This is a genomic window from Haloarcula sp. CGMCC 1.6347, assembly GCF_037078395.1.
Lineage (GTDB): Archaea > Halobacteriota > Halobacteria > Halobacteriales > Haloarculaceae > Haloarcula > Haloarcula amylolytica.
On sequence record NZ_JAYMGX010000002.1, the window covers coordinates 1,265,449 to 1,282,437 of the forward strand.

22 protein-coding genes and 1 tRNA gene are annotated in these 16,989 nt (G+C 60.5%); 13 read left to right on the plus strand and 10 right to left on the minus strand.

Annotation, left to right across the window (positions count from 1 at the left end):
* Positions 1-3 precede the first annotated feature (3 nt).
* Positions 4-519 carry a CNNM domain-containing protein gene (locus VI340_RS14940; protein WP_008307172.1) on the minus strand — a complete coding sequence of 172 codons (516 nt, stop codon included), beginning with the start codon at positions 517-519 and terminating at the stop codon, positions 4-6.
* Positions 520-626: 107 nt separating this feature from the next.
* Between VI340_RS14940 and VI340_RS14945 the strand changes: the two genes are divergently transcribed.
* Positions 627-947 (plus strand): DUF7577 domain-containing protein, encoded by a 321-nt coding sequence (locus VI340_RS14945; protein WP_336358642.1) that lies wholly within the window; start codon positions 627-629, stop codon positions 945-947.
* Here the strand turns inward: VI340_RS14945 and VI340_RS14950 are convergent, their stop codons facing one another.
* Both VI340_RS14950 and VI340_RS14955 read right to left on the minus strand, forming a co-directional pair.
* A complete protein-coding gene (locus tag VI340_RS14950) occupies positions 948-1,784 on the minus strand; it encodes a DUF1109 domain-containing protein (protein ID WP_336358643.1) in 837 nt (278 codons plus the stop codon).
* Between the two features lie 315 nt (positions 1,785-2,099).
* Positions 2,100-3,131 carry a radical SAM protein gene (locus tag VI340_RS14955; RefSeq protein WP_008307169.1) on the minus strand — a complete coding sequence of 344 codons (1,032 nt, stop codon included), beginning with the start codon at positions 3,129-3,131 and terminating at the stop codon, positions 2,100-2,102.
* Between the two features lie 133 nt (positions 3,132-3,264).
* Between VI340_RS14955 and VI340_RS14960 the strand changes: the two genes are divergently transcribed.
* From VI340_RS14960 to VI340_RS14990, 7 genes are all read left to right on the plus strand, one after another.
* The gene (locus VI340_RS14960; protein ID WP_008307168.1) at positions 3,265-4,599 is read left to right on the plus strand and encodes an MFS transporter; all 1,335 of its coding nucleotides are present in this window, start codon (positions 3,265-3,267) and stop codon (positions 4,597-4,599) included.
* A gap of 41 nt (positions 4,600-4,640) precedes the next feature.
* On the plus strand, positions 4,641-5,141 hold the full coding sequence (locus VI340_RS14965) for a phosphate-starvation-inducible PsiE family protein (RefSeq protein WP_008307167.1): 501 nt from the start codon (positions 4,641-4,643) through the stop codon (positions 5,139-5,141).
* Positions 5,142-5,186: 45 nt separating this feature from the next.
* Positions 5,187-6,284: a DUF373 family protein gene (locus VI340_RS14970; protein WP_008307166.1), complete on the plus strand. Its 1,098-nt coding sequence runs from the start codon at positions 5,187-5,189 to the stop codon at positions 6,282-6,284.
* A complete protein-coding gene (locus VI340_RS14975) occupies positions 6,284-6,580 on the plus strand; it encodes a hypothetical protein (RefSeq protein ID WP_008307165.1) in 297 nt (98 codons plus the stop codon). The genes VI340_RS14970 and VI340_RS14975 overlap by 1 nt, the downstream gene beginning before the upstream one ends.
* A 54-nt stretch (positions 6,581-6,634) precedes the next feature.
* Positions 6,635-6,739, plus strand: a tRNA-Arg gene (locus VI340_RS14980).
* Between the two features lie 151 nt (positions 6,740-6,890).
* On the plus strand, positions 6,891-7,295 hold the full coding sequence (locus VI340_RS14985; protein WP_336358644.1) for a hypothetical protein: 405 nt from the start codon (positions 6,891-6,893) through the stop codon (positions 7,293-7,295).
* A complete protein-coding gene (locus tag VI340_RS14990; RefSeq protein WP_336358645.1) occupies positions 7,295-7,486 on the plus strand; it encodes a hypothetical protein in 192 nt (63 codons plus the stop codon). Before VI340_RS14985 ends, VI340_RS14990 begins: the two co-directional genes overlap by 1 nt.
* 63 nt (positions 7,487-7,549) lie before the next feature.
* On the opposite strand, the gene VI340_RS14995 is transcribed toward VI340_RS14990, so the two are convergent.
* Positions 7,550-8,209, minus strand: coding sequence for a hypothetical protein (locus VI340_RS14995; protein ID WP_336358646.1), 660 nt, complete (start codon positions 8,207-8,209; stop codon positions 7,550-7,552).
* Between the two features lie 72 nt (positions 8,210-8,281).
* Between VI340_RS14995 and VI340_RS15000 the strand changes: the two genes are divergently transcribed.
* Together VI340_RS15000 and VI340_RS15005 are read left to right on the plus strand one after the other, a co-directional pair.
* Positions 8,282-8,731, plus strand: a complete 450-nt coding sequence (locus tag VI340_RS15000) for a hypothetical protein (protein ID WP_336358647.1) — start codon at positions 8,282-8,284, stop codon at positions 8,729-8,731.
* Complete coding sequence (locus tag VI340_RS15005) at positions 8,728-9,417, plus strand: hypothetical protein (protein ID WP_336358648.1); 690 nt, start codon at positions 8,728-8,730, stop codon at positions 9,415-9,417. The genes VI340_RS15000 and VI340_RS15005 overlap by 4 nt, the downstream gene beginning before the upstream one ends.
* A gap of 77 nt (positions 9,418-9,494) precedes the next feature.
* Here the strand turns inward: VI340_RS15005 and VI340_RS15010 are convergent, their stop codons facing one another.
* Both VI340_RS15010 and VI340_RS15015 read right to left on the minus strand, forming a co-directional pair.
* Positions 9,495-9,788, minus strand: coding sequence for a hypothetical protein (locus VI340_RS15010; protein ID WP_336358649.1), 294 nt, complete (start codon positions 9,786-9,788; stop codon positions 9,495-9,497).
* 12 nt (positions 9,789-9,800) lie between these two features.
* Entirely contained in the window at positions 9,801-10,121 is a 321-nt protein-coding gene (locus tag VI340_RS15015; protein WP_442905126.1) for an ArsR family transcriptional regulator, read from the minus strand.
* A 302-nt stretch (positions 10,122-10,423) separates the two neighbouring features.
* Here VI340_RS15015 and VI340_RS15020 point away from each other — a divergent pair, with 302 nt between their 5' ends.
* The gene (locus VI340_RS15020) at positions 10,424-11,473 is read left to right on the plus strand and encodes a tyrosine-type recombinase/integrase (RefSeq protein ID WP_336358651.1); all 1,050 of its coding nucleotides are present in this window, start codon (positions 10,424-10,426) and stop codon (positions 11,471-11,473) included.
* A 653-nt stretch (positions 11,474-12,126) separates the two neighbouring features.
* Here VI340_RS15020 and VI340_RS15025 read toward each other — a convergent pair.
* Together VI340_RS15025 and VI340_RS15030 are read right to left on the minus strand one after the other, a co-directional pair.
* Positions 12,127-12,489 (minus strand): group I truncated hemoglobin, encoded by a 363-nt coding sequence (locus VI340_RS15025; protein ID WP_050037307.1) that lies wholly within the window; start codon positions 12,487-12,489, stop codon positions 12,127-12,129.
* Between the two features lie 133 nt (positions 12,490-12,622).
* Positions 12,623-14,086, minus strand: coding sequence for a hypothetical protein (locus VI340_RS15030; RefSeq protein WP_336358652.1), 1,464 nt, complete (start codon positions 14,084-14,086; stop codon positions 12,623-12,625).
* Positions 14,087-14,231: 145 nt separating this feature from the next.
* Between VI340_RS15030 and VI340_RS15035 the strand changes: the two genes are divergently transcribed.
* Both VI340_RS15035 and VI340_RS15040 read left to right on the plus strand, forming a co-directional pair.
* A complete protein-coding gene (locus VI340_RS15035; protein ID WP_050037309.1) occupies positions 14,232-14,681 on the plus strand; it encodes a TRAM domain-containing protein in 450 nt (149 codons plus the stop codon).
* Between the two features lie 76 nt (positions 14,682-14,757).
* Complete coding sequence (locus VI340_RS15040) at positions 14,758-15,540, plus strand: SDR family oxidoreductase (protein ID WP_008307161.1); 783 nt, start codon at positions 14,758-14,760, stop codon at positions 15,538-15,540.
* Positions 15,541-15,561: 21 nt separating this feature from the next.
* Here VI340_RS15040 and VI340_RS15045 read toward each other — a convergent pair whose 3' ends face one another.
* Both VI340_RS15045 and VI340_RS15050 read right to left on the minus strand, forming a co-directional pair.
* On the minus strand, positions 15,562-16,557 hold the full coding sequence (locus tag VI340_RS15045; protein ID WP_336358653.1) for a mannose-1-phosphate guanylyltransferase: 996 nt from the start codon (positions 16,555-16,557) through the stop codon (positions 15,562-15,564).
* A gap of 81 nt (positions 16,558-16,638) precedes the next feature.
* The gene (locus VI340_RS15050; RefSeq protein ID WP_008307159.1) at positions 16,639-16,923 is read right to left on the minus strand and encodes a DUF7091 family protein; all 285 of its coding nucleotides are present in this window, start codon (positions 16,921-16,923) and stop codon (positions 16,639-16,641) included.
* Positions 16,924-16,989: the final 66 nt, after the last annotated feature.

Sequence of the window (16,989 nt, forward strand, 5' to 3'; positions counted from 1 at the left end):
CGGTCAGTCCAGATACGGCTTCTCGATGTCCGTCTCGACGGGGATGAGGGCGTTTATGCGACTGGTAATTCCGTCGAACAACGTGATAAGCGGGGAGAGCACGCGCTCGACGATCCGGACCGGCGATGCGACGGTCAGGGCCCATTCTTGCGCGTTGCCGAGGCCGAACGCCTTCGGCACGATCTCGCCGAAAATCAGGATGAGGAAACTAGTGACGACCGTGGTCGCGACGACCGCCGGCCCTGGGGAGAGATAGCTCGCGACGAGAACGGTGATGATGCTCGAAATCGCGATGTTGACGATGTTGTTGCCGACCAGCAGTGTCACCAGCAGGCGGTGTGGGTTGTCGTACAGCTCTTCCAGCACCTGGGCCTGTCGGTCGCCCGTCGCCGCCTGCTGTGCTATCCAGTCCTTCTGTAGCGAGAACACTGCGATCTCCGAGCTCGAAAAGAACGCGCTCAACCCGAGGAGCAAGACCACGGCGAGTCCGCCACCGACTGCCACGATAGGGCCACTCATACCCTGTCTTCAGCGAGGCGGGGCAAGAAGGCGTCGACGCGGCCTGACGGCCCGCGAGCCGACGGATGCGGCGAAGGATACTCGACGCTTCAGCCCATTGTGACTGTATGCCACCCGGCCAGGTGGAACTGGCGTTGCGCGTCATCATTGGCCTGTTCGTCATCGTCGCGCCGACGCTGCTGTTTCTGGGACTGTGGCGCGGCCTCGAAGCGATGCGTGACGACGAACTCATCCAGCAGGCCCACCAGCGCGCCGAGATGCGGGACCAGTCGGCGACTGGACCCGACTGGCCGGTCGACGCGCTCACCGATGCTGAGGTGTCGCCGCTGTCTGAGACCAATATGTCGGTCGTGACCTGTAGCACCTGCGGCACGCCGAACATGCAAGACGCCACTTACTGTCAGGAATGTCTCACGGAACTGGAGTAGTCAGTCTAACGTGTCGCCTTCGTCGACCTGAATCGCTATCGTCGGCTCGGAGCGCTCCGCGCTGCAGTCGATGTCTCGCTCGACGGCGTACGTTTTTGACTCCGTCCGGTTCGGGTCAATCGGTAACTCGGCGGTGACGGCGTAGGACTTCGTCGTCGAAGCGCCGATGGTGTCTTCGTCCCACTGGATGTCGGTGTCCACGTACACGCTGTCCTGCGGGTGGTCTGTCGGCCCGACCAGACAGCCCGAAAGCGAGGGGAGGTCTAGCGCTCGCAGGAACGGTGACGGGTTCGATGCGGTAACGGCTCCGATCTCCGCCTCGATGTACGGGTACCTGTCCGGGTTCTCCGGCTCTGGGACCGACACGGTGACCGACTCGTTTGTCTGCACGTCGTAGGTCACCCCGCCACTGAGCGCGTCGGCTCCCACGAGCAGGACGCTCACGACGAGGAGGCCGCCGAGGGCGACTGCCGCTGTTTGCCGCGACGGTGTCGGAATCCCCGCTCGGAGCGCGTAGCCGAGGCCAACGAACAGCCCCGCGGACGCGGCGAGCAACAGGAACGTGCCAGTTTCACCCGGCGAATACCGGACGACGACGTAGCCGGCGAACACGACGTAGGTCACGCCACTGAGAGCGAAGGCGACGACGTCAAGCACGTCCCGTTCGACGGCCACACCTGCTACGAAGAACGCAATAAAGCCCAGCAACAGCAGCGCCGCTTTCACCGTTATCGAGAGATTGAACACGACGTCCCGGACGAAATACAGCAGCGCCGCCGCGGCGAACAGGACACCGAGTGCGTACAGGAGTTTGCCGCTGTCGATAGCCAGGCGCATGGAGGGTCACTGGCATTTCTCTTAGCTGATAAATAAAGCCACGGCTGGAGAGTACAGGCCTGTGTGATGCAGAAACCGGGCAGAAAAACGGAACCCGGGTCTCAGTCGTCGGCCGTCGCTCGTCCAGCGTCAGCACCGTTGGACAGCGGCGTCCGCTCGACAACCGTCCCGTCGTACGTCGGGTACTGCCGCGAGTACCTTTTTCATCGTCGGGTTTCCTCGCTCGCTCCGCTCACTGCGGGAACCACTCCTCGAAAAATCTACGCTAAAAAACCGGACGTCTCACTCGCTTCGCTCGTTCGCGTCCAGAACGACTCAGTCCCCCACCGCCGACTGCTCCGACTGCGGATTCGAAGCCGACAGCGGCGTCCGCTCGACAACCGTCCCGTCGTACGTCGGGTACTGCTCGACGATTTCGCCCTTCTCGACGTCGCCCTCTTCGACCATCTCTTCGAGCAGCCACCAGGCGAGTTCGACGTGCTCGGATTTGACTGTGTAGTACTCCTCGGGGACGCCGAGGGTTTCGAGTCGTGCTTCGGAGGTCCACGCCTTCCCGTAGACGAGCGTGCCGTCGTCAGTCACGTCGTCGAAGGGCCGGCGGATGTTGCGGGCCATCCGCTTGAGCCGTGAGCGGTGCTGGGCGGCGTCTTTGAACACGCTCGTACAGAAGTACACCTTCTCGTGGTCGCCCATCTTCTCCAGGATGTCGTGGGAGCCCTCGACAGCGCTCATGTGGTCTTCCTTCAGTTCGAAGCCCTCCTCCTGCATCCGGCGGTAGTTCCCGTCGGACATCTCGAACTCGTTGATGTTACAGAAGTCGGCCGCGCCCTCGTCGAGGAATTCGAGGAACTCCTCCTCCGCGCGGATGCCGGGAATCTCGAAGGCGGGGGTCAGCCCCTCCTCGCGGGCGATGTAGAGGATGTCCTCCCACTCGGTCCCGTGGAGGTCACCCCACTGCTCCAGGGGCGGGTGGAAGCGGATCTCGTCGAGACCCGCTTCCGAGAGGCGGCGCATGTTCTCGCGGCCGCCGGGGATGCCGGTGTAGAGGTGCGTGTGGTGATCCTCGCCGAACTCGTCTTTCAGCAGTTCCAGATAGTGACAGGTCCGGTCGAGCACTTCTTGGGGTTCGCCGCCGGTGATCGATGTGCCGAGCGCGCTCATGCGCTTGGCCTCCTCGATGACGTCCGAGTCGTCCTCGACGGGACGCTCGTTGGCGTACATCTGGGTGACGTTCTTGCGGTTTTCCCCGAGGGGACAGTAGAAGCAGTCTCGCTGGTCGCAGTAGCCGTAGACGAACAGCACCATCTTGCCGCCTTTGGCGCACTGTTCGCAGCCCTCGGAAATCATTGTCTCTAGCCACTCCGCCCAGCGGGAAAAAGCGTGCGCATCGGTTCTGGCGTGGGACGGGACGGCATGGGTCGTCCCCCTGACTGTCCTGGCCTCCCTGGCTCTTATCCCGCTCCCCGACGCAGACGGTGGTATGACAGACACCGGGACCGGAATCACCGGATCCCGCCGCCGTCGCGGCCTCGCGGTCGTCTTCTTCGTGGTCTTTCTGGACCTGCTGGGGTTCGGTATCATCATCCCCATTCTGCCGTACTACACGCGCACGTTCCCGGGCGGCACGGAGTTCGTCATCGGACTGCTCGCGGCGTCCTACTCCGCGATGCAGTTCGTCTTCGCACCGCTGCTTGGCTCGCTGTCGGACCGCGTCGGTCGCCGCCCGGTGCTGGTGGTGTCGCTGTGTGGCTCCGTCGTCGCGTGGACGGTGTTTGGGCTGGCCGACGCGCTGTGGCTCCTGTTTCTGTCCCGGATGCTGGCCGGCGCGATGGGCGGGAACCTCTCGACGGCACAGGCCTACGTCGCCGACGTGACGCCGCCGGAGCGGCGGGCCGCGGCCCTGGGGTTCATCGGGGCCGCGTTCGGCCTCGGCTTCATCTTCGGCCCCGGTATCGGCGCGGTGTTGAGCTTCGACGCCACGGTTACCGCCGTCGACGGCCTTTTGCCGGCGGCCGTCCCGATAACCCGGTTTTCGCTCCCGAGCTTCGCCGCCGCGGCCGCGAGCCTGGGTGGCGTGTTCGTCGCACTCCTCTTTCTCCCCGAGTCCAGAAGAGCGTCCACGTCCACGGACACGACGGAACGTACGTCTGCGGTTACGCAACTCCGCACGGCGGTGGCGACGCCGGGTCTCCGTCCCCTGCTCGTGGCCTTCTTTCTCGTCTCTTTCGCCTTCTCCGGCGTGCAGGTGATGTTCGTCCCCTACGTCGCCGACATCTACGGCTACACCGCGGCCCAGAGCGCGCTGCTGTTGACCTACATCGGCGTCGTCGCGGTCATCACGCAGGGGGTCCTCGTTGGCCGGCTCTCGGCCCGCTACAGCCCGGTCCGGCTCTCGGTGTTCGGGACCGGGCTGCTCGTCGTCGGCGTCGGCGCGATCCCGATTTCGCGGCCCATCGGGTCGGTACTCCCCGACCTGACCAATCTCGTCCCGTTTCTTACTGCTGACCTGCTTGGCTTGCTTCTCGTGCTGACAGTGCTGCCGCTCGGCAACGGTATCCTCTCGGTGACGCTGACAGCGCTGGTTTCCCAGCAGGCCAGCGCGGCCCTCCAGGGGAGCGCCTTCGGCGTCACGCAGGGCGCTGGCAGTCTCGCCCGGACCGTCGGCCCGCCGGTCATGGGGGGACTGTACTTCGCCGTCGGCTACTGGTCGCCCTTCGTCGTCGGGAGCGTCCTGTTGCTCCCGGTGCTGTGGCTCGTCGCCAGATTGGGCGCGACACCGGAGTCCTACGAGCCCCGGCCGGCGGACCCACGCTAGATGGGGCCTGCTTTGAATGGGCTGGCGTTCGTTTCGTGCGTATGGACGACGAGGAGTCCGACCCCGTCGGCGGGCCGCTACCGGCGGCGAAGTCGTTTGACGACAAGGTGCTCGGAATCAGCGAGACGGCGATTCGGTACGTCGAAGTCGTCGCGGCACTGGTGATCGTCCTCCTCTTTGCTATCGGCGTGTTCGACCTGAGCCTCCAGATATTCCAGAGCGCGCTCCGTGGCGACATCACCGACCCGCTGGTCGTCGTCGGTTTCATCGACACTGCCCTCCTCCTGTTCATCATCGTCGAGGTGTACCAGACCGTCGTCGCGTACACGCAGGAAAGTGAAACCCGACGTATCGTTCGCCTGGTCATCTACACGGGCGTCATCGCGATGGTCCGGAAGGCTATCATCTTCCGCACCGGTGAGTACAGCTCCGAACAGGCCGCGCTCACCGCCGCAGCGGCGTACACGCTCATCATTCTCGGGCTCGCCGCACTGCTGCTCGTCGAGCGGCGGACCCGCGGGACGCTGCCGGAATCAGAGTGAGGCGGTCCCGAAAGAAGTTAAACACAGACGGCGTAGCGCCGGTAGATGCTGCTGGTGCTGTGTATCGACCTCGACGACGACCTCGGCCGCAAGACCGGTATCGAGACGCCAGTCATCGGGCGCGATGCCGTCGTAGACGCAGCGGTGGCGCTGGCCTCGAACGACCCGGAGGACTCCGACGTGAACGTCCTCTTCGAGGGCGTCCACATCTACGACGACATCACCGACGAACCGGTCGAAGTCGCGGCCGTCACCGGTGTCGACGGAAGCGACGTCGCCGCCAACCGGGCGGTCGGCGAGGAGGTCGATACCGTTCTCGCGTCGCTGGCGGCCAGCGAGGACGTGCGGGCGCTCATCGTCACTGACGGCGCACAGGACGAATCGGTGGTCCCCGTCATCCGCTCGCGGGTCCGCATCGACGGCGTCCGCCGCGTCGTCGTCCGCCAGGCACAGAACCTCGAATCGATGTACTACACCATCAAGCAGGTGCTCGACGACCCGGAGACCCGCGGCACAATTTTGGTTCCGCTCGGTATCCTCCTGCTCATCTACCCGCTGACAATCGCCATCGAGGCGCTGGGCTACCCCGGCTCCGCGCTGGGTGTCATCTCTGGCCTGCTTGGGCTCTACATCCTCGCCCGGGGCCTCGGCGCTGAGAAGATACTGGACGAAGCGGTCGAACGGGTGACTTCAGGGCTGTACGCCGGTCGCGTGACGATCATCACCTACGTCGTCGCGGCCGCGCTGCTCGCCATCGGCGGCGTCAGCGGCGTTCAGGAACTCGAACGCCAGACCGACCCCGACGCCCTCGAAGTCATCGCGTCGCTGGTTTCGGGAGCGATCCAGTGGTTCGCCGCCGCCGGCATCACCTCCAGCCTCGGCCGCGTGACCGACGAGTATCTCGACGGCAGCTTCCGCTGGCGGTATCTCAACGCCCCCTTCTATGTTCTGTCGATTGCCGCCGTATTGCACGCCGTCAGCGCCTTCTTCCTCGGGGTTCGGGACCTGGAGTACCTCGCGGTGATGCTCACCGGCGGGACGCTGCTCGGCCTGGTCAGCACGCTGGCCTTCGCCGTCGCGGAGGCCCGCTTCGACCACCCCGAACAGCACAATCAAGGCCCCGGCGGTCCCTCGTCCGAGTGATGTATGTCTCCCGTGCCGTCGAGAGTCTGCGTGCGGACCCCATCGAAGGCGAGCCTGTCGACCTGGTTCTCGAAACGGCCGACGACGCCGACTCCGAGCGTGTCGCCGCGGCCGCGGCGGCCGCCGGCGCGACCGTCGAGCGCCGCCTCCAGTTCGACGACCTGCTGGTCTCGACCACGCAGGACGAAATCGACGCCCTCTGTGAGCTGGACGGGCTGACCGCGATTCAGACCGGGAACGTCAACGCCATTACGACGGCTGATGACGTCGAAGAAGACCTCGACCACGGTGACTAACCGGCGACCGCGTTCCGCATTTCTTTTGTCACCACCGGAAGTACACGACAGCGAGGGCACGTAGCTCAGTCCGGATAGAGCGTCGGACTTCTATCTCCGCTGGCTGTGCCATCGGGGGAAGATATCCGACGGTCGTGGGTTCGAATCCCACCGTGCCCGTGAAGCCGCTGAACGATAGTGAAGCGTGCTGAACCGCAGCACGCAGGGGATTCGAATCGCGCCAGACTGAACGGAGTGAGGCCTGGCCTCGGGTGAGAATCCCACCACCTTTGTCCTCAAGACGTTGGCCTAGAGCTTCTGCGTCAATACGGTGAACCAGATCGAGAACAACGGCGCTCCGGCGTTCCTCACTGCTGCGGGCAACCCGAACACGGGTAAGACCAACACGGCTATCCTCCTGATCACGCTGCGGGCGCTCGATCTCGATGACCTCCTGGTACTCTCGAACGTCCGGACGTGGGAACAGACGGATATTGTCGTCACGTCAGCTCACGATCTCGCCGTGCAGCTGCTCGAACATCGGGACCGACCGAAAGCCATTCTGATCGACGAAGGTTCGACACACTTCGACGCCAGGACGAACCGTCGAGAGGTGGCTGAACAGTACACGCCGCTGGCGAAGCGATACGCAAAGATCGGCGTGGACATGGAAGCTGTCGTTGTCCACACTGGGAAGGACCTACACCTTAGCGAAAACGTCTCTCGATACTGGTGATGTACAAAGCGGCCAAGAGGACTGCGGAGTTCTTTGAGACGTGGCCTGCTGACGGTGATATTCAACTGATCGACTCTTTGGCGGTAGTCTTGAAGGGATTGAGAAAGCTACTGGGTATGACCCTGATGATGCTGCACCGTGGGAATGGGATCTGCGAACTGGACTTTTCGAAAAAATATAGATTGGGATGAGCTGTTAGAACTGTTGAAAATAAGGCCTAAACGACATATAATAGTTAATAATATATGACTGAATTAATGCTGTTCATGTTCACGGTGTATTAAGGTATCACGCATTTCATTCATCACCCAGTTTGTCGCTCGCTGACGAACTTCATCAATCGCTGAATCAATGTCTTCGTCAGGAACCGTTTCAAAATCTAAATCAGTTGTATTTGGGATTCCACTTATTACTGAACCTATATCTGAATAAATTCCGTTTTCGAATAGTATCAGTGTCCGGTTTTGAGGATTTGGTTTTGTCTGGATCCAGTTTTCTAATTCTCCAGCTACAGAAATGTTGATTTCTCGAGGATTCATATCCTCACCAACGTCTTTGGCCTCCTCTCGTGCTTTTGTCTGCAGGTTCTCCCGCTCAAATATGTGATTTAAAAAAATGAACACTCCTACATCAGAATCATCAATAAATCTTAAACTTTCTTCTCGCCAAAAGCCTGCTTCCTCGTCATCTGAGAGATGAGGAGGGGGTGAGCCATCACGGTCGGTACATAGTGCTGTCTTGACGAACCCTTTCTCTTGTAGTTCCCATTTTAATTGAGTCAGGTATGCGTAACAATCATTTTGATAAGGTCCAAAAATATGCAACTTCAAATGTTTATACAGTGCCTTCTCTGATTGCCTTTCTGCGTCACGGGCTAAATCCTCTATATTCCGAGAGAAATCATCCTCTACCATTTATTTAGGTTCTATTCTTTTGCTCAACAGTGCAAAGCATTTAACACCGCAGGTCAAGATATATTGAGTGCCATGGCTACCACGAATGTCCGGAAAGATCTGGACCAGTTTCCAGAAGAATTGACGGAAGCAATAGATGGATTGAGTGGTGAAGCAGAACGTGCAGTCTTTACGCTCTTATTCAATGAGGGTGAAATGGCGTTTAGTGAAATTCAAGAGAGAGTCGGTGCCGGTGACGAGTTACACGGCCAAACCCTTACTGATGCTATCTCTGAGCTAAAATCTGGGGGCCTTATCCGCAAGCGAATAGCGGATGCAAAAGAGAACGAACTAACTGCTTACTACTCTACAAGCACATTCGGTGAACGATTCACCTATTCTCTTTTTGACTCTTTAGGTACAATCAACGGCTCCGGTGGTAGACGGCACCGCATGGATTCTAACAAGGTTCTTGATGACGATTTATTGGACTCTGGTCAAGATCTTGTAGCTGATCTTAAGGAAGAAATGGCTGATGCATGACTGATCAAAAACATCCTGAACGAATTGACGAGCTCAGGGAATGTGTTGAGAATATTGGAGGCGAGGTTTTATCTACAAGAGCTGTTGACAGTCATAATGGAGAGCTTTGGGTCCTTCTCTGTAGACACGGAAATGATACATACAATATAATTGAACAAACGAACATAAACGCATTTTTAATCAGGTATGATTTCAGTCTCATACGAATTATTGCTTCTAGACTTTCTGATGAGCAAATAGAGGGAAGAATAGAAGATGAATTAGATGATGACAGAAATGTCAATATACCTGAAAGCCTCTTGGAAGCTTCTGAGTCTGAGGACGCTGAATTAGTTGTTCAGACCTCAGATGACGAACTCCCTCCAGAAATGCAGGCAGCTGAAAAAATTATTGAATCATTAGAAAACGACAGTCTGGAACGATTTGGGCTGAATCTTTTTCAAAAAGCCTCACATCCAGAAGTTGCTACTGAATTGGTTCGAACTACGGACGGATTTTTTGAGGGATTTAGAATATCACGCAAAATATTCCCAGATGATGAGGGATTTAACCTTACTGAATTTAATAATTCTGTTCAATCAGTAATGAGTGTCGGGACCTTTGGAAATAATTTGGTTGCAGATCTCTTCGAATCTGAATTAGAAGGATTAGCTGAATTAGGTCTCGAAGCTAGTGAGTCAAGCTAGAGCGATTCTTTACATATATATGACAATTAATTGAATCTGGTTACAGACCAACCCACCGACCCACCCACCGGGTCGGCCTATTCCATCGCCTTCGGATGCCGCGGATACGGATACAACTCCACGTCGATCTCTCCCTCCAGGTACTGCTCGCCTTCCGTCGTCAGCTCAACAAAATCCTGATCCTCAGTCAGAAATGCGATCAGATCCGCATCAGCCAACACTAAACACCGATCTTGTACTTGCGCTTTCGTAGCATGAATTGTATCACGACTAGCCATCTGCTCGGCTGTCGACACTGAGTTATCCCGTAGATACTCCAGTATCCGGTCGTCGATACTCCATTGCCAACGGGCGGTCTTTCGAATCGTCATGGTGGAGGGTGATTACACGTCGTTTGTCTCTGCGTCAAACCCTGCAGATGGCTCGGACGGCCCATTGCCGTTGATATAGACGCCTTCTTCGGCGTCGTATTCTTCATCGAGGTACGCTTTTCCTTCGTCAGTGATAACGTAGGCACCGTTCCCGATTTCACGCAGTAACCCGTTTTCTGCAAGCGTCCGACAGCGACGGGAGATATGGGCTTGAGAAACTCTGATCAGACCGCTTTCTTTGAGCTTCTTGGGTGTTCCTGCACCGTCGTTCTCCCGCATCCATTCAAGGATACGGTCGTCCCAGACACTTTGCCAAGAGCCAGATCTACGCATTCAACTAACGCATCAATATCTAAGAACCTAATTCATGTTAAAAATACACTCCAGTTTGTAGACGATGCACTAATCTGTTCGTTACATTTATGCAGCCAGATGGTAACAGGGTAGTTACGGGCCGCCCGCTGATGGCTCTCGTCCATCGAGAACCGGGCCGTGCTGGAACACGGCCCAGAAGGTGGCTCCGCCCGGCAAACCATGACGTACGGAACCAGCACGGGGCGTCTGCCCCGCAAGACGACAGTTGTATCGCCAGATGAAAAACCCGACGTTCGCGGGTGTATGGAGGTTGGTTTCTGATGAGCGGTCTTGACCCGATCCCGCCTCATGAGGCCGTGGAAATGTTCCACGATGCGATGGTCGATGAACATGCAAAGTCGACCCGGGAGAGCAACAAGCATCGTCTCCAGGCGTTCGTACAGTTCTGCGATGAGGAAGGCATCGAGAACCTGAACGAACTCACTGGTCGGGACCTCTACAAGTATCGGATCTGGCGACGCGAAGGCCAGGGCGACGGTCGTGACCCTATCAAAACAGTCACGCTCAAGGGCCAGCTGGCGACACTCCGTCGTTTCCTCCAGTTTGCTGCTGACATTGATGCTGTCCCGCAGGGTTTCTATGAAAAACTGACGCTGCCGACGATGACCAACGGCGAGGACGTATCGGAGACCACGCTTGACCCTGAGCGCACAATTGAGATTCTGGATTACCTCGAAAAAGCTCGTCCTGGCACGCGCGACCACATCATCCTCGCTCTGCTCTGGGAAACCGGTGCGCGAACTGGCGCGGTTCGTGGCCTCGATCTCGAAGATGTGGACTTAGAAGGCGACCACCCGCGGTTCTCTGAGCCCGCTCTACAGTTTGTCCACCGTCCTGAAACAGACACGCCGCTTAAGAACCGAGAGGCAGGAACTCGGTGGAACCGAATCAGTGAGAAAACCGCCCGGTACATCGAGGACTACATCGATTTCCACCGGAATGATGTGACCGACGATTACGGACGTGACCCGCTAATTACAACACAGCACGGTCGACCAGCTGGCAACACTTTCCGAACGACACTGTATCGGATCACTCGTCCCTGCTGGCGCGGTGAAGACTGCCCGCATGACCGCGATCTCGATCAGTGCGAAGCCACGCACATCGACCACGCCAGTAAGTGCCCTTCGGCTCGATCTCCTCACGATGTTCGCAGTGGCCGAGTGACCTACTACCGTCGTGAGGATGTTCCCCGTCGGGTCGTGAAAGACCGACTCAACGCCAGCACGGATATTCTCGACCGTCACTACGACCGGCGTTCTGACCGCGAACAGGCTGAACAGCGAAGCGACTTCCTCCCAGATATTTGAGAACAATGAGTACTAAAATCAACGTTGCGAATTGGCGATATTCAGGTTCCCACCGTGCCCGTGAAGCCGCTGAACGATAGTGAAGCGTGCTGAACCGCAGCACGCAGGGGGATTCGAATCACGCCAGACCGAACGAAGTGAGGCCTGGCCTCGGGTGAGAATCCCCCCATCCCGCTCTCCGAATAAAAGCAACGTAGACAGCCACGCTACACGCCGAGGAGTCACATTCTCAAAACAACCAAGCGCGCCATCGGTCGCATTCCAGCGTCCCCCACGGTTCGCTGCCGGCTGACCGCTCTGAAAATGCCTGTCACCGCCGGTATGTCTCACCAGAACCAGTCTTTAGAATGTCGCAGTGAAGGGTGCACTACTGCCAATACCTAGTCGGCTCGCATGACCTGTCAGAGGCACGGCAACCCGACTTGGGGGGATGGTATCAGTTTCACACCCTCCACAACCATGGTTTTCCCGGCGAGACGTATGAAACAGCGACATTTTCACACCCAGCTATTGTTTTGACAACACGGGTGAACCATCGGTACTGCTACTACTGGGGCTGTGCCTGCTCACAGGGCCAGCCCTACAGCGACACCGAGCTGTTCCGGTCTCCGAACGGCTCCGGCGCTGTGTCTGAATGCGTCCGAACCCCGGTGCTACGCTTCTACGATGTCGTCTTCCATGGCAGCGACCTCAGTGAGAATCGCTTCGACGTCGTCGTCGGGGACGCCGTTCTCCCGGAGCGCGGCTTCGAGGTGGGTCGCGACGTTGGCGAACGCTTCTTCGGTGATTCCCATGCCTTCGTGGGCGGTCTGCATGTCATCGCCGTCGTAGTCGACCGGTCCGCCGGCGACGGCACTGATGAACTGCGCCTGGTGGCTGCGGAGCTGGTCCATGTCGGTCGCTTCGAAGTACGGGTCGAGTACCGGGTCGTCGAGTACCCGGTCGTAGAAGTCCGAGACCACCGCGTCTACCGCGTCGCGGCCGCCGATCCGCTCGAAAATGGACTGTGATGCCATTGTCAGGTGACAGGTAAGCGGCCGGCATGACAGTTGTGGAAAAACATATTCGGCACAGAACGCCGCGTTAGCGCTCCGACGCGATGCGTGGCCTAGCGACGCTCTCAAAGTAGGCCAAGCGCTCATCGAAGCGCTACAGCCGTTTGCGCCGTCGCTGCCGATCGACCAGTACCACCGACAGTATGCCGAGCGTCCCGAGCATGGTCCACTCCCCGTGACGGTCGGTGACGGGCCGTGCGGTACCGACGCCGTGCTTGCCCTCGTCGTCGCCGCTGGTCGCTGTGGCCGGGCTGCTATCGACTGACGGCGCGAAATTCGCCTGCCGGTCGGTCGTATCCGCTACGCCGCTTCGCCGCAGGTCACGATCAGTGAGCGCGTCGGTCTGGACCGACGGCGCGGTGTCAGTGACAGCCTGTCGAACGAACGCGTCGAGGTCGTCCCCGGCGACAGCCGACACTGTCTCGGCGAACAGCCTGAGTGTAATTCGCTCGTCTTGCCGAGTCAGCCCGTCGAGGACCGCTTCGAACGTTCGGTTCCCGTCGGTCGCCTGCCGGAGGCGGGCGTCGATAGCCGCGACGACACGCGTTCCCTTGTGGTACTGCGCGCCCGGTCCGACCCAGCTATCGGGCTGTGTCAGGTCAGCGGTTTCGTGGCGCTCGGTCGTAATCCTCTCATGAAACTGGTCTTTTTCGATACCGCCCGCGCTGTAGGTGAGTGCCGCGGTGTGATAGTCCGCGCTCCCCTCACTGAGCCAGTCCATCGCCGGTGTCGTCTCGAACGTCTCCCGGGTGTGGCGGTACTCGTGGACCCAGACGTTGACCGGTGTCCGGACGGGTTCGCCGGCGTTGACGATGACATCTGACTCGCCGTTCGACGGGGTGTACCCGCCCGGTGCGAGTTCGTTCGGCGCGACAAACACGCGGATGTGGTCGTGGTCCGCTCCGGCGGTCGAGGCACGCTTCGCGTGGCTGATGGAGTCCAAGACGGCGGTTCGGTTGGGTCGCAGGTCCGAAGCCGCCGGGACAACGAGCGTGATTCGGTCCCCGTCGACTGTTCTGGTTTCTGTCTCGTGGGGACCGATGTAGGCGGCCGTACGCCCGGCGACACCGTTCTGGCCGGGCGCGAGCGCGAGCGACTCGTTCCACGTGGGCCGCGGCCCGACGTGCCAGCGCCAGCGGGCACGCAGTGACACTTCCTGTCTGGCCAGCAGCGTCCAGTTGTCGGTGTCGGCGGTCCGCTGGCCGAACGTCGTCGAGAGTCCGACCGGCACAGTGTAGGTCAACTGTGCTGTCCTCGTATCGCCGCTGAGACGCCAGCGGTCGCCATCGGACTCGAGGCCGTCGGCTCGAAGCACAGTCATCTCCGCCGGCGTCCGAACTGACAGTCCAGTGACGTGCCGTGGTCGCTCAATCGTCGCGGTCACCCGTACCCGACCGGTCTGGTTCGGCTCTCTGTCGACTGTGTACCGGACATCAATCGAATTATCGCTGTCGCTGGTGCCGATTTGTGCCGGTGGACTCGACTCGACACCGAGGGCGACTGGAGACGTGCAAACCAGAAGCAGGCAAACCAGCCCTGCCGACATCTGCGTTCTCATAGCTCTGGGCACTGCCGAATGCTACGCGACAACCAGCGAGTGGCAGTAAAGTGTGTGCCGGTGAAAATCTCAAACGTAATAACAGGCTGTGCGGCGCGGAGATGGGGTCGCAAGCGTTTTGCCAGCGGCCACGTTATCCCCTGATATGGCCGATTGTCCGCTCGCAGACGACTGTCCCAAATTCACCGAACGAATCCAGGGGATGGGCTGTACCCACTACGGCGACCGTGGCGGCGCCGAGTGGTGCAATCACTACAACCAGCCGATCTCGGAGCTCAAGAGCCAGCCGGTCAAGATGGGCGAGGAAGTCGCCGTCGACGTCGAGGACATCCACGAGAGCGGTGCCGGCGTCGGTCGGACCGAGGACGGCTTCATCATCATGGTGGACGGCGTGCTCCCGCCGGCCCGCTCGCTGGTCAAGGTGACCAACGTCCACTCGAACCACGCCCGCGCCGAGGAGGTCGAGCGACTGGAGATGGACGAAGAGCTCTCCGAATCCGAAACCGACGAGAGCGACACCGAGACCGACGAGACGGACGACGACCCCGACGACGGCCGGCGTCTCGGGAGCCGGGACAACTTCTGGGGCAGCTAGGACAGTCCGCGGTCGACAGTCATTGGGACAGTTTGCGAGCGGGACTTCTTTGGGACAGTCGGTACTTCTCCCGGACATGGACCTCGAACTCGATGGCAACGCAGCGCTGTGTACCGCCGCGACGAGCGGCCTCGGACTCGCGAGCGCCGAAGCCCTCGCCGCTGAGGGAGCCGACGTGGCCGTCTGTGGCCGAACGCCCGAACACGTCGACGAGGCACGGGACCGGCTCGAATCGGTCGGCGACGGCGATGTACTGGCCGTCGAGGCCGACATCACTGACCCCGACCAGATCGAGGCGCTCGTCGAGGAGACCGTCGACAGCTTCGGCGGCCTCGATCACGTCGTCACCAGCGCCGGTGGCCCCGCCCCCGGACCGTTCATGGAGACGACGGAACGGGACTGGTACGGCGCGTACGACCTGCTGGTGATGAGCGCCGTCTGGACGACCAAGACCGCCTACCCCTACCTCCGGGAGTCGGAGGCCGGGACCATCGTCAACATCACCTCCCGTTCAGTCCGGGAGGTCATCGACGACCTGGTGCTCTCGAACGCTGTCCGTCGAGCCGTCATCGGCCTGATGAAGACGCAGGCCCGCGAGTTCGCACCGGAAGTCCGCGTGAACGCGGTCCTGCCCGGCGCACACGAGACGCCCCGCATCGAGGAACTCGTCGAGGCGGCCGTCGAGCGCGGCGAGTACGACTCCTACGAGGAGGGCATCGAATCCTGGTCCGACGCGCCGCTCCAGCGCGTCGGCCAGCCCGAGGAACTCGGAGACGTGGTGGCGTTCCTCTCGTCGGCCCGCTCCTCCTACGTCACCGGGACGGCCCTGCCCGTCGACGGCGGCGCGATGCGGAGCTAACAGCCCTGGCCGCCGATCCGCTCAGAATCGCTCGTCATCGCGTAGCTCCGACACGACCTCCCGAACGCGCTGAGCCTCGTCTTTCGGGACGACGAGCGTTCGGTCGTCGAAGGTGGCTACCACGAGGTCTTCGACGCCGACGGCGCTGACGTGCCCGTCGCTCACCAGCACGTTCCCATCGGCGTCGATGGTGACCGCCTCCCCCAGCACCGCGTTTCCGTCCTGTTTGTTGAGGATGCGCTCGAAGGCGTCCCACGACCCCAGGTCGTCCCAGTCCAGCGCCGCCGGGACGACGAAGGCGTTCTCGGCGTCTTCGAGCACAGCGTAGTCGATGCTCACCGGGTCGACGGCGTCGAATGCGGCGTCGTAATCGCCTTGATCCAACCGCTCGATCATCGGTGCAAGCGGCGAGGACGCGGCAGCAGACAGGAAAGCCGTCGGCGTCCACGCGAACAGCCCGGCGTTCCAGTAGAACCCCTCCCGGACGTACCGCTCTGCGGTCTCCCGGTCGGGTTTCTCGTGGAACGTCTCGACCGGCGCGAAGCCGTTCTCGGACGTCCCGGGCTTGATGTAGCCGTAGCCGGTCGCCGGCCGGTCCGGCTCGATGCCGACGGTGACGAGCCCCTCGGTTTCCACTGCGACCCGCGCTGCCGTGCGTGCGACTTCCGCGAACGGCCCCGAAATCCGGTGATCGCTCGGCAGACACAGCAGAACGCAGTCGCCGACCTGTTCGCGGATGCGGTGTGCCGCGTACGCCAGCGCCGGCCCGGTGTCTTTGGGCTCGGGTTCGGTCAGCACTGCCGCACTAGGGGCGCGTTCACGCACCCCGTCGGCGAATGACTCCCGGGTCAGAACGTATGTCTCGTCTCCGAATCCCACCCGACTGACCGTCTCGGCGAGCAGTGACTCCTCTTCGCCAAACGAGAGAAACTGCTTTGGCCGGTCGCTCCGGCTCGCCGGATACAGCCGTGTGCCGGTTCCCCCGGCCAGGACGAGCGCGACGATTGGTCGCTCCATACTCGGCGTTCGCCCGGCCGGTGCTAAAGTGTTGTACTGGTGACCGAGATGCGACCCGGTGAATCCACTGCCGTCGGTTGGCTACCACGTCTCTATCGTGCCGTCTCTGATGTCTTCGACACAGCCCTGACAGTCCGGGTTCTCGGCGTCGTAACACACCGGCCGGCGCTGCTCGTCCATCGACACCGCGCGGTACTCGGCGTGGCGGCGACAGACGATGCGGGCCCGCCCCTCCTCGTCCCTGGGCAGGCCGGCCTCCGCCGACCGCTTGCCGTTCTGATAGGCCTTCTTCGCGTCCGAGAGCTGCTGCTCGGCCGACCGCAAGGTATCTCGGATGAACCGTGCGAGGCGGTCGTCGTCGGCCATACCGACCGTTGTGCCCGCCGACAAATCAATCTTCTCGCGTGGCTCTCACAGCTCAATTCAGGGGCC

Excerpts from the sequence above, each read along its gene's own strand:
- VI340_RS14975 (WP_008307165.1), top strand. The coding sequence starts at position 6,284 with ATGTATGTCTCCCGTGCCGTCGAGAGTCTGCGTGCGGACCCCATCGAA.
- VI340_RS14995 (WP_336358646.1), bottom strand. The coding sequence starts at position 8,209 with ATGGTAGAGGATGATTTCTCTCGGAATATAGAGGATTTAGCCCGTGAC.
- VI340_RS15045 (WP_336358653.1), bottom strand. The coding sequence starts at position 16,557 with ATGGAGCGACCAATCGTCGCGCTCGTCCTGGCCGGGGGAACCGGCACA.
- VI340_RS15000 (WP_336358647.1), top strand. The coding sequence starts at position 8,282 with ATGGCTACCACGAATGTCCGGAAAGATCTGGACCAGTTTCCAGAAGAA.
- VI340_RS14955 (WP_008307169.1), bottom strand. The coding sequence starts at position 3,131 with ATGATTTCCGAGGGCTGCGAACAGTGCGCCAAAGGCGGCAAGATGGTG.
- VI340_RS14960 (WP_008307168.1), top strand. The coding sequence starts at position 3,265 with ATGACAGACACCGGGACCGGAATCACCGGATCCCGCCGCCGTCGCGGC.
- VI340_RS15010 (WP_336358649.1), bottom strand. The coding sequence starts at position 9,788 with ATGACGATTCGAAAGACCGCCCGTTGGCAATGGAGTATCGACGACCGG.
- VI340_RS14940 (WP_008307172.1), bottom strand. The coding sequence starts at position 519 with ATGAGTGGCCCTATCGTGGCAGTCGGTGGCGGACTCGCCGTGGTCTTG.
- VI340_RS14950 (WP_336358643.1), bottom strand. The coding sequence starts at position 1,784 with ATGCGCCTGGCTATCGACAGCGGCAAACTCCTGTACGCACTCGGTGTC.
- VI340_RS14945 (WP_336358642.1), top strand. The coding sequence starts at position 627 with ATGCCACCCGGCCAGGTGGAACTGGCGTTGCGCGTCATCATTGGCCTG.
- VI340_RS14965 (WP_008307167.1), top strand. The coding sequence starts at position 4,641 with ATGGACGACGAGGAGTCCGACCCCGTCGGCGGGCCGCTACCGGCGGCG.
- VI340_RS15015 (WP_442905126.1), bottom strand. The coding sequence starts at position 10,121 with ATGCGTAGATCTGGCTCTTGGCAAAGTGTCTGGGACGACCGTATCCTT.
- VI340_RS14990 (WP_336358645.1), top strand. The coding sequence starts at position 7,295 with ATGTACAAAGCGGCCAAGAGGACTGCGGAGTTCTTTGAGACGTGGCCT.
- VI340_RS14970 (WP_008307166.1), top strand. The coding sequence starts at position 5,187 with ATGCTGCTGGTGCTGTGTATCGACCTCGACGACGACCTCGGCCGCAAG.
- VI340_RS15050 (WP_008307159.1), bottom strand. The coding sequence starts at position 16,923 with ATGGCCGACGACGACCGCCTCGCACGGTTCATCCGAGATACCTTGCGG.
- VI340_RS15020 (WP_336358651.1), top strand. The coding sequence starts at position 10,424 with ATGAGCGGTCTTGACCCGATCCCGCCTCATGAGGCCGTGGAAATGTTC.
- VI340_RS15035 (WP_050037309.1), top strand. The coding sequence starts at position 14,232 with ATGGCCGATTGTCCGCTCGCAGACGACTGTCCCAAATTCACCGAACGA.
- VI340_RS15005 (WP_336358648.1), top strand. The coding sequence starts at position 8,728 with ATGACTGATCAAAAACATCCTGAACGAATTGACGAGCTCAGGGAATGT.
- VI340_RS15030 (WP_336358652.1), bottom strand. The coding sequence starts at position 14,086 with ATGAGAACGCAGATGTCGGCAGGGCTGGTTTGCCTGCTTCTGGTTTGC.
- VI340_RS15025 (WP_050037307.1), bottom strand. The coding sequence starts at position 12,489 with ATGGCATCACAGTCCATTTTCGAGCGGATCGGCGGCCGCGACGCGGTA.
- VI340_RS15040 (WP_008307161.1), top strand. The coding sequence starts at position 14,758 with ATGGACCTCGAACTCGATGGCAACGCAGCGCTGTGTACCGCCGCGACG.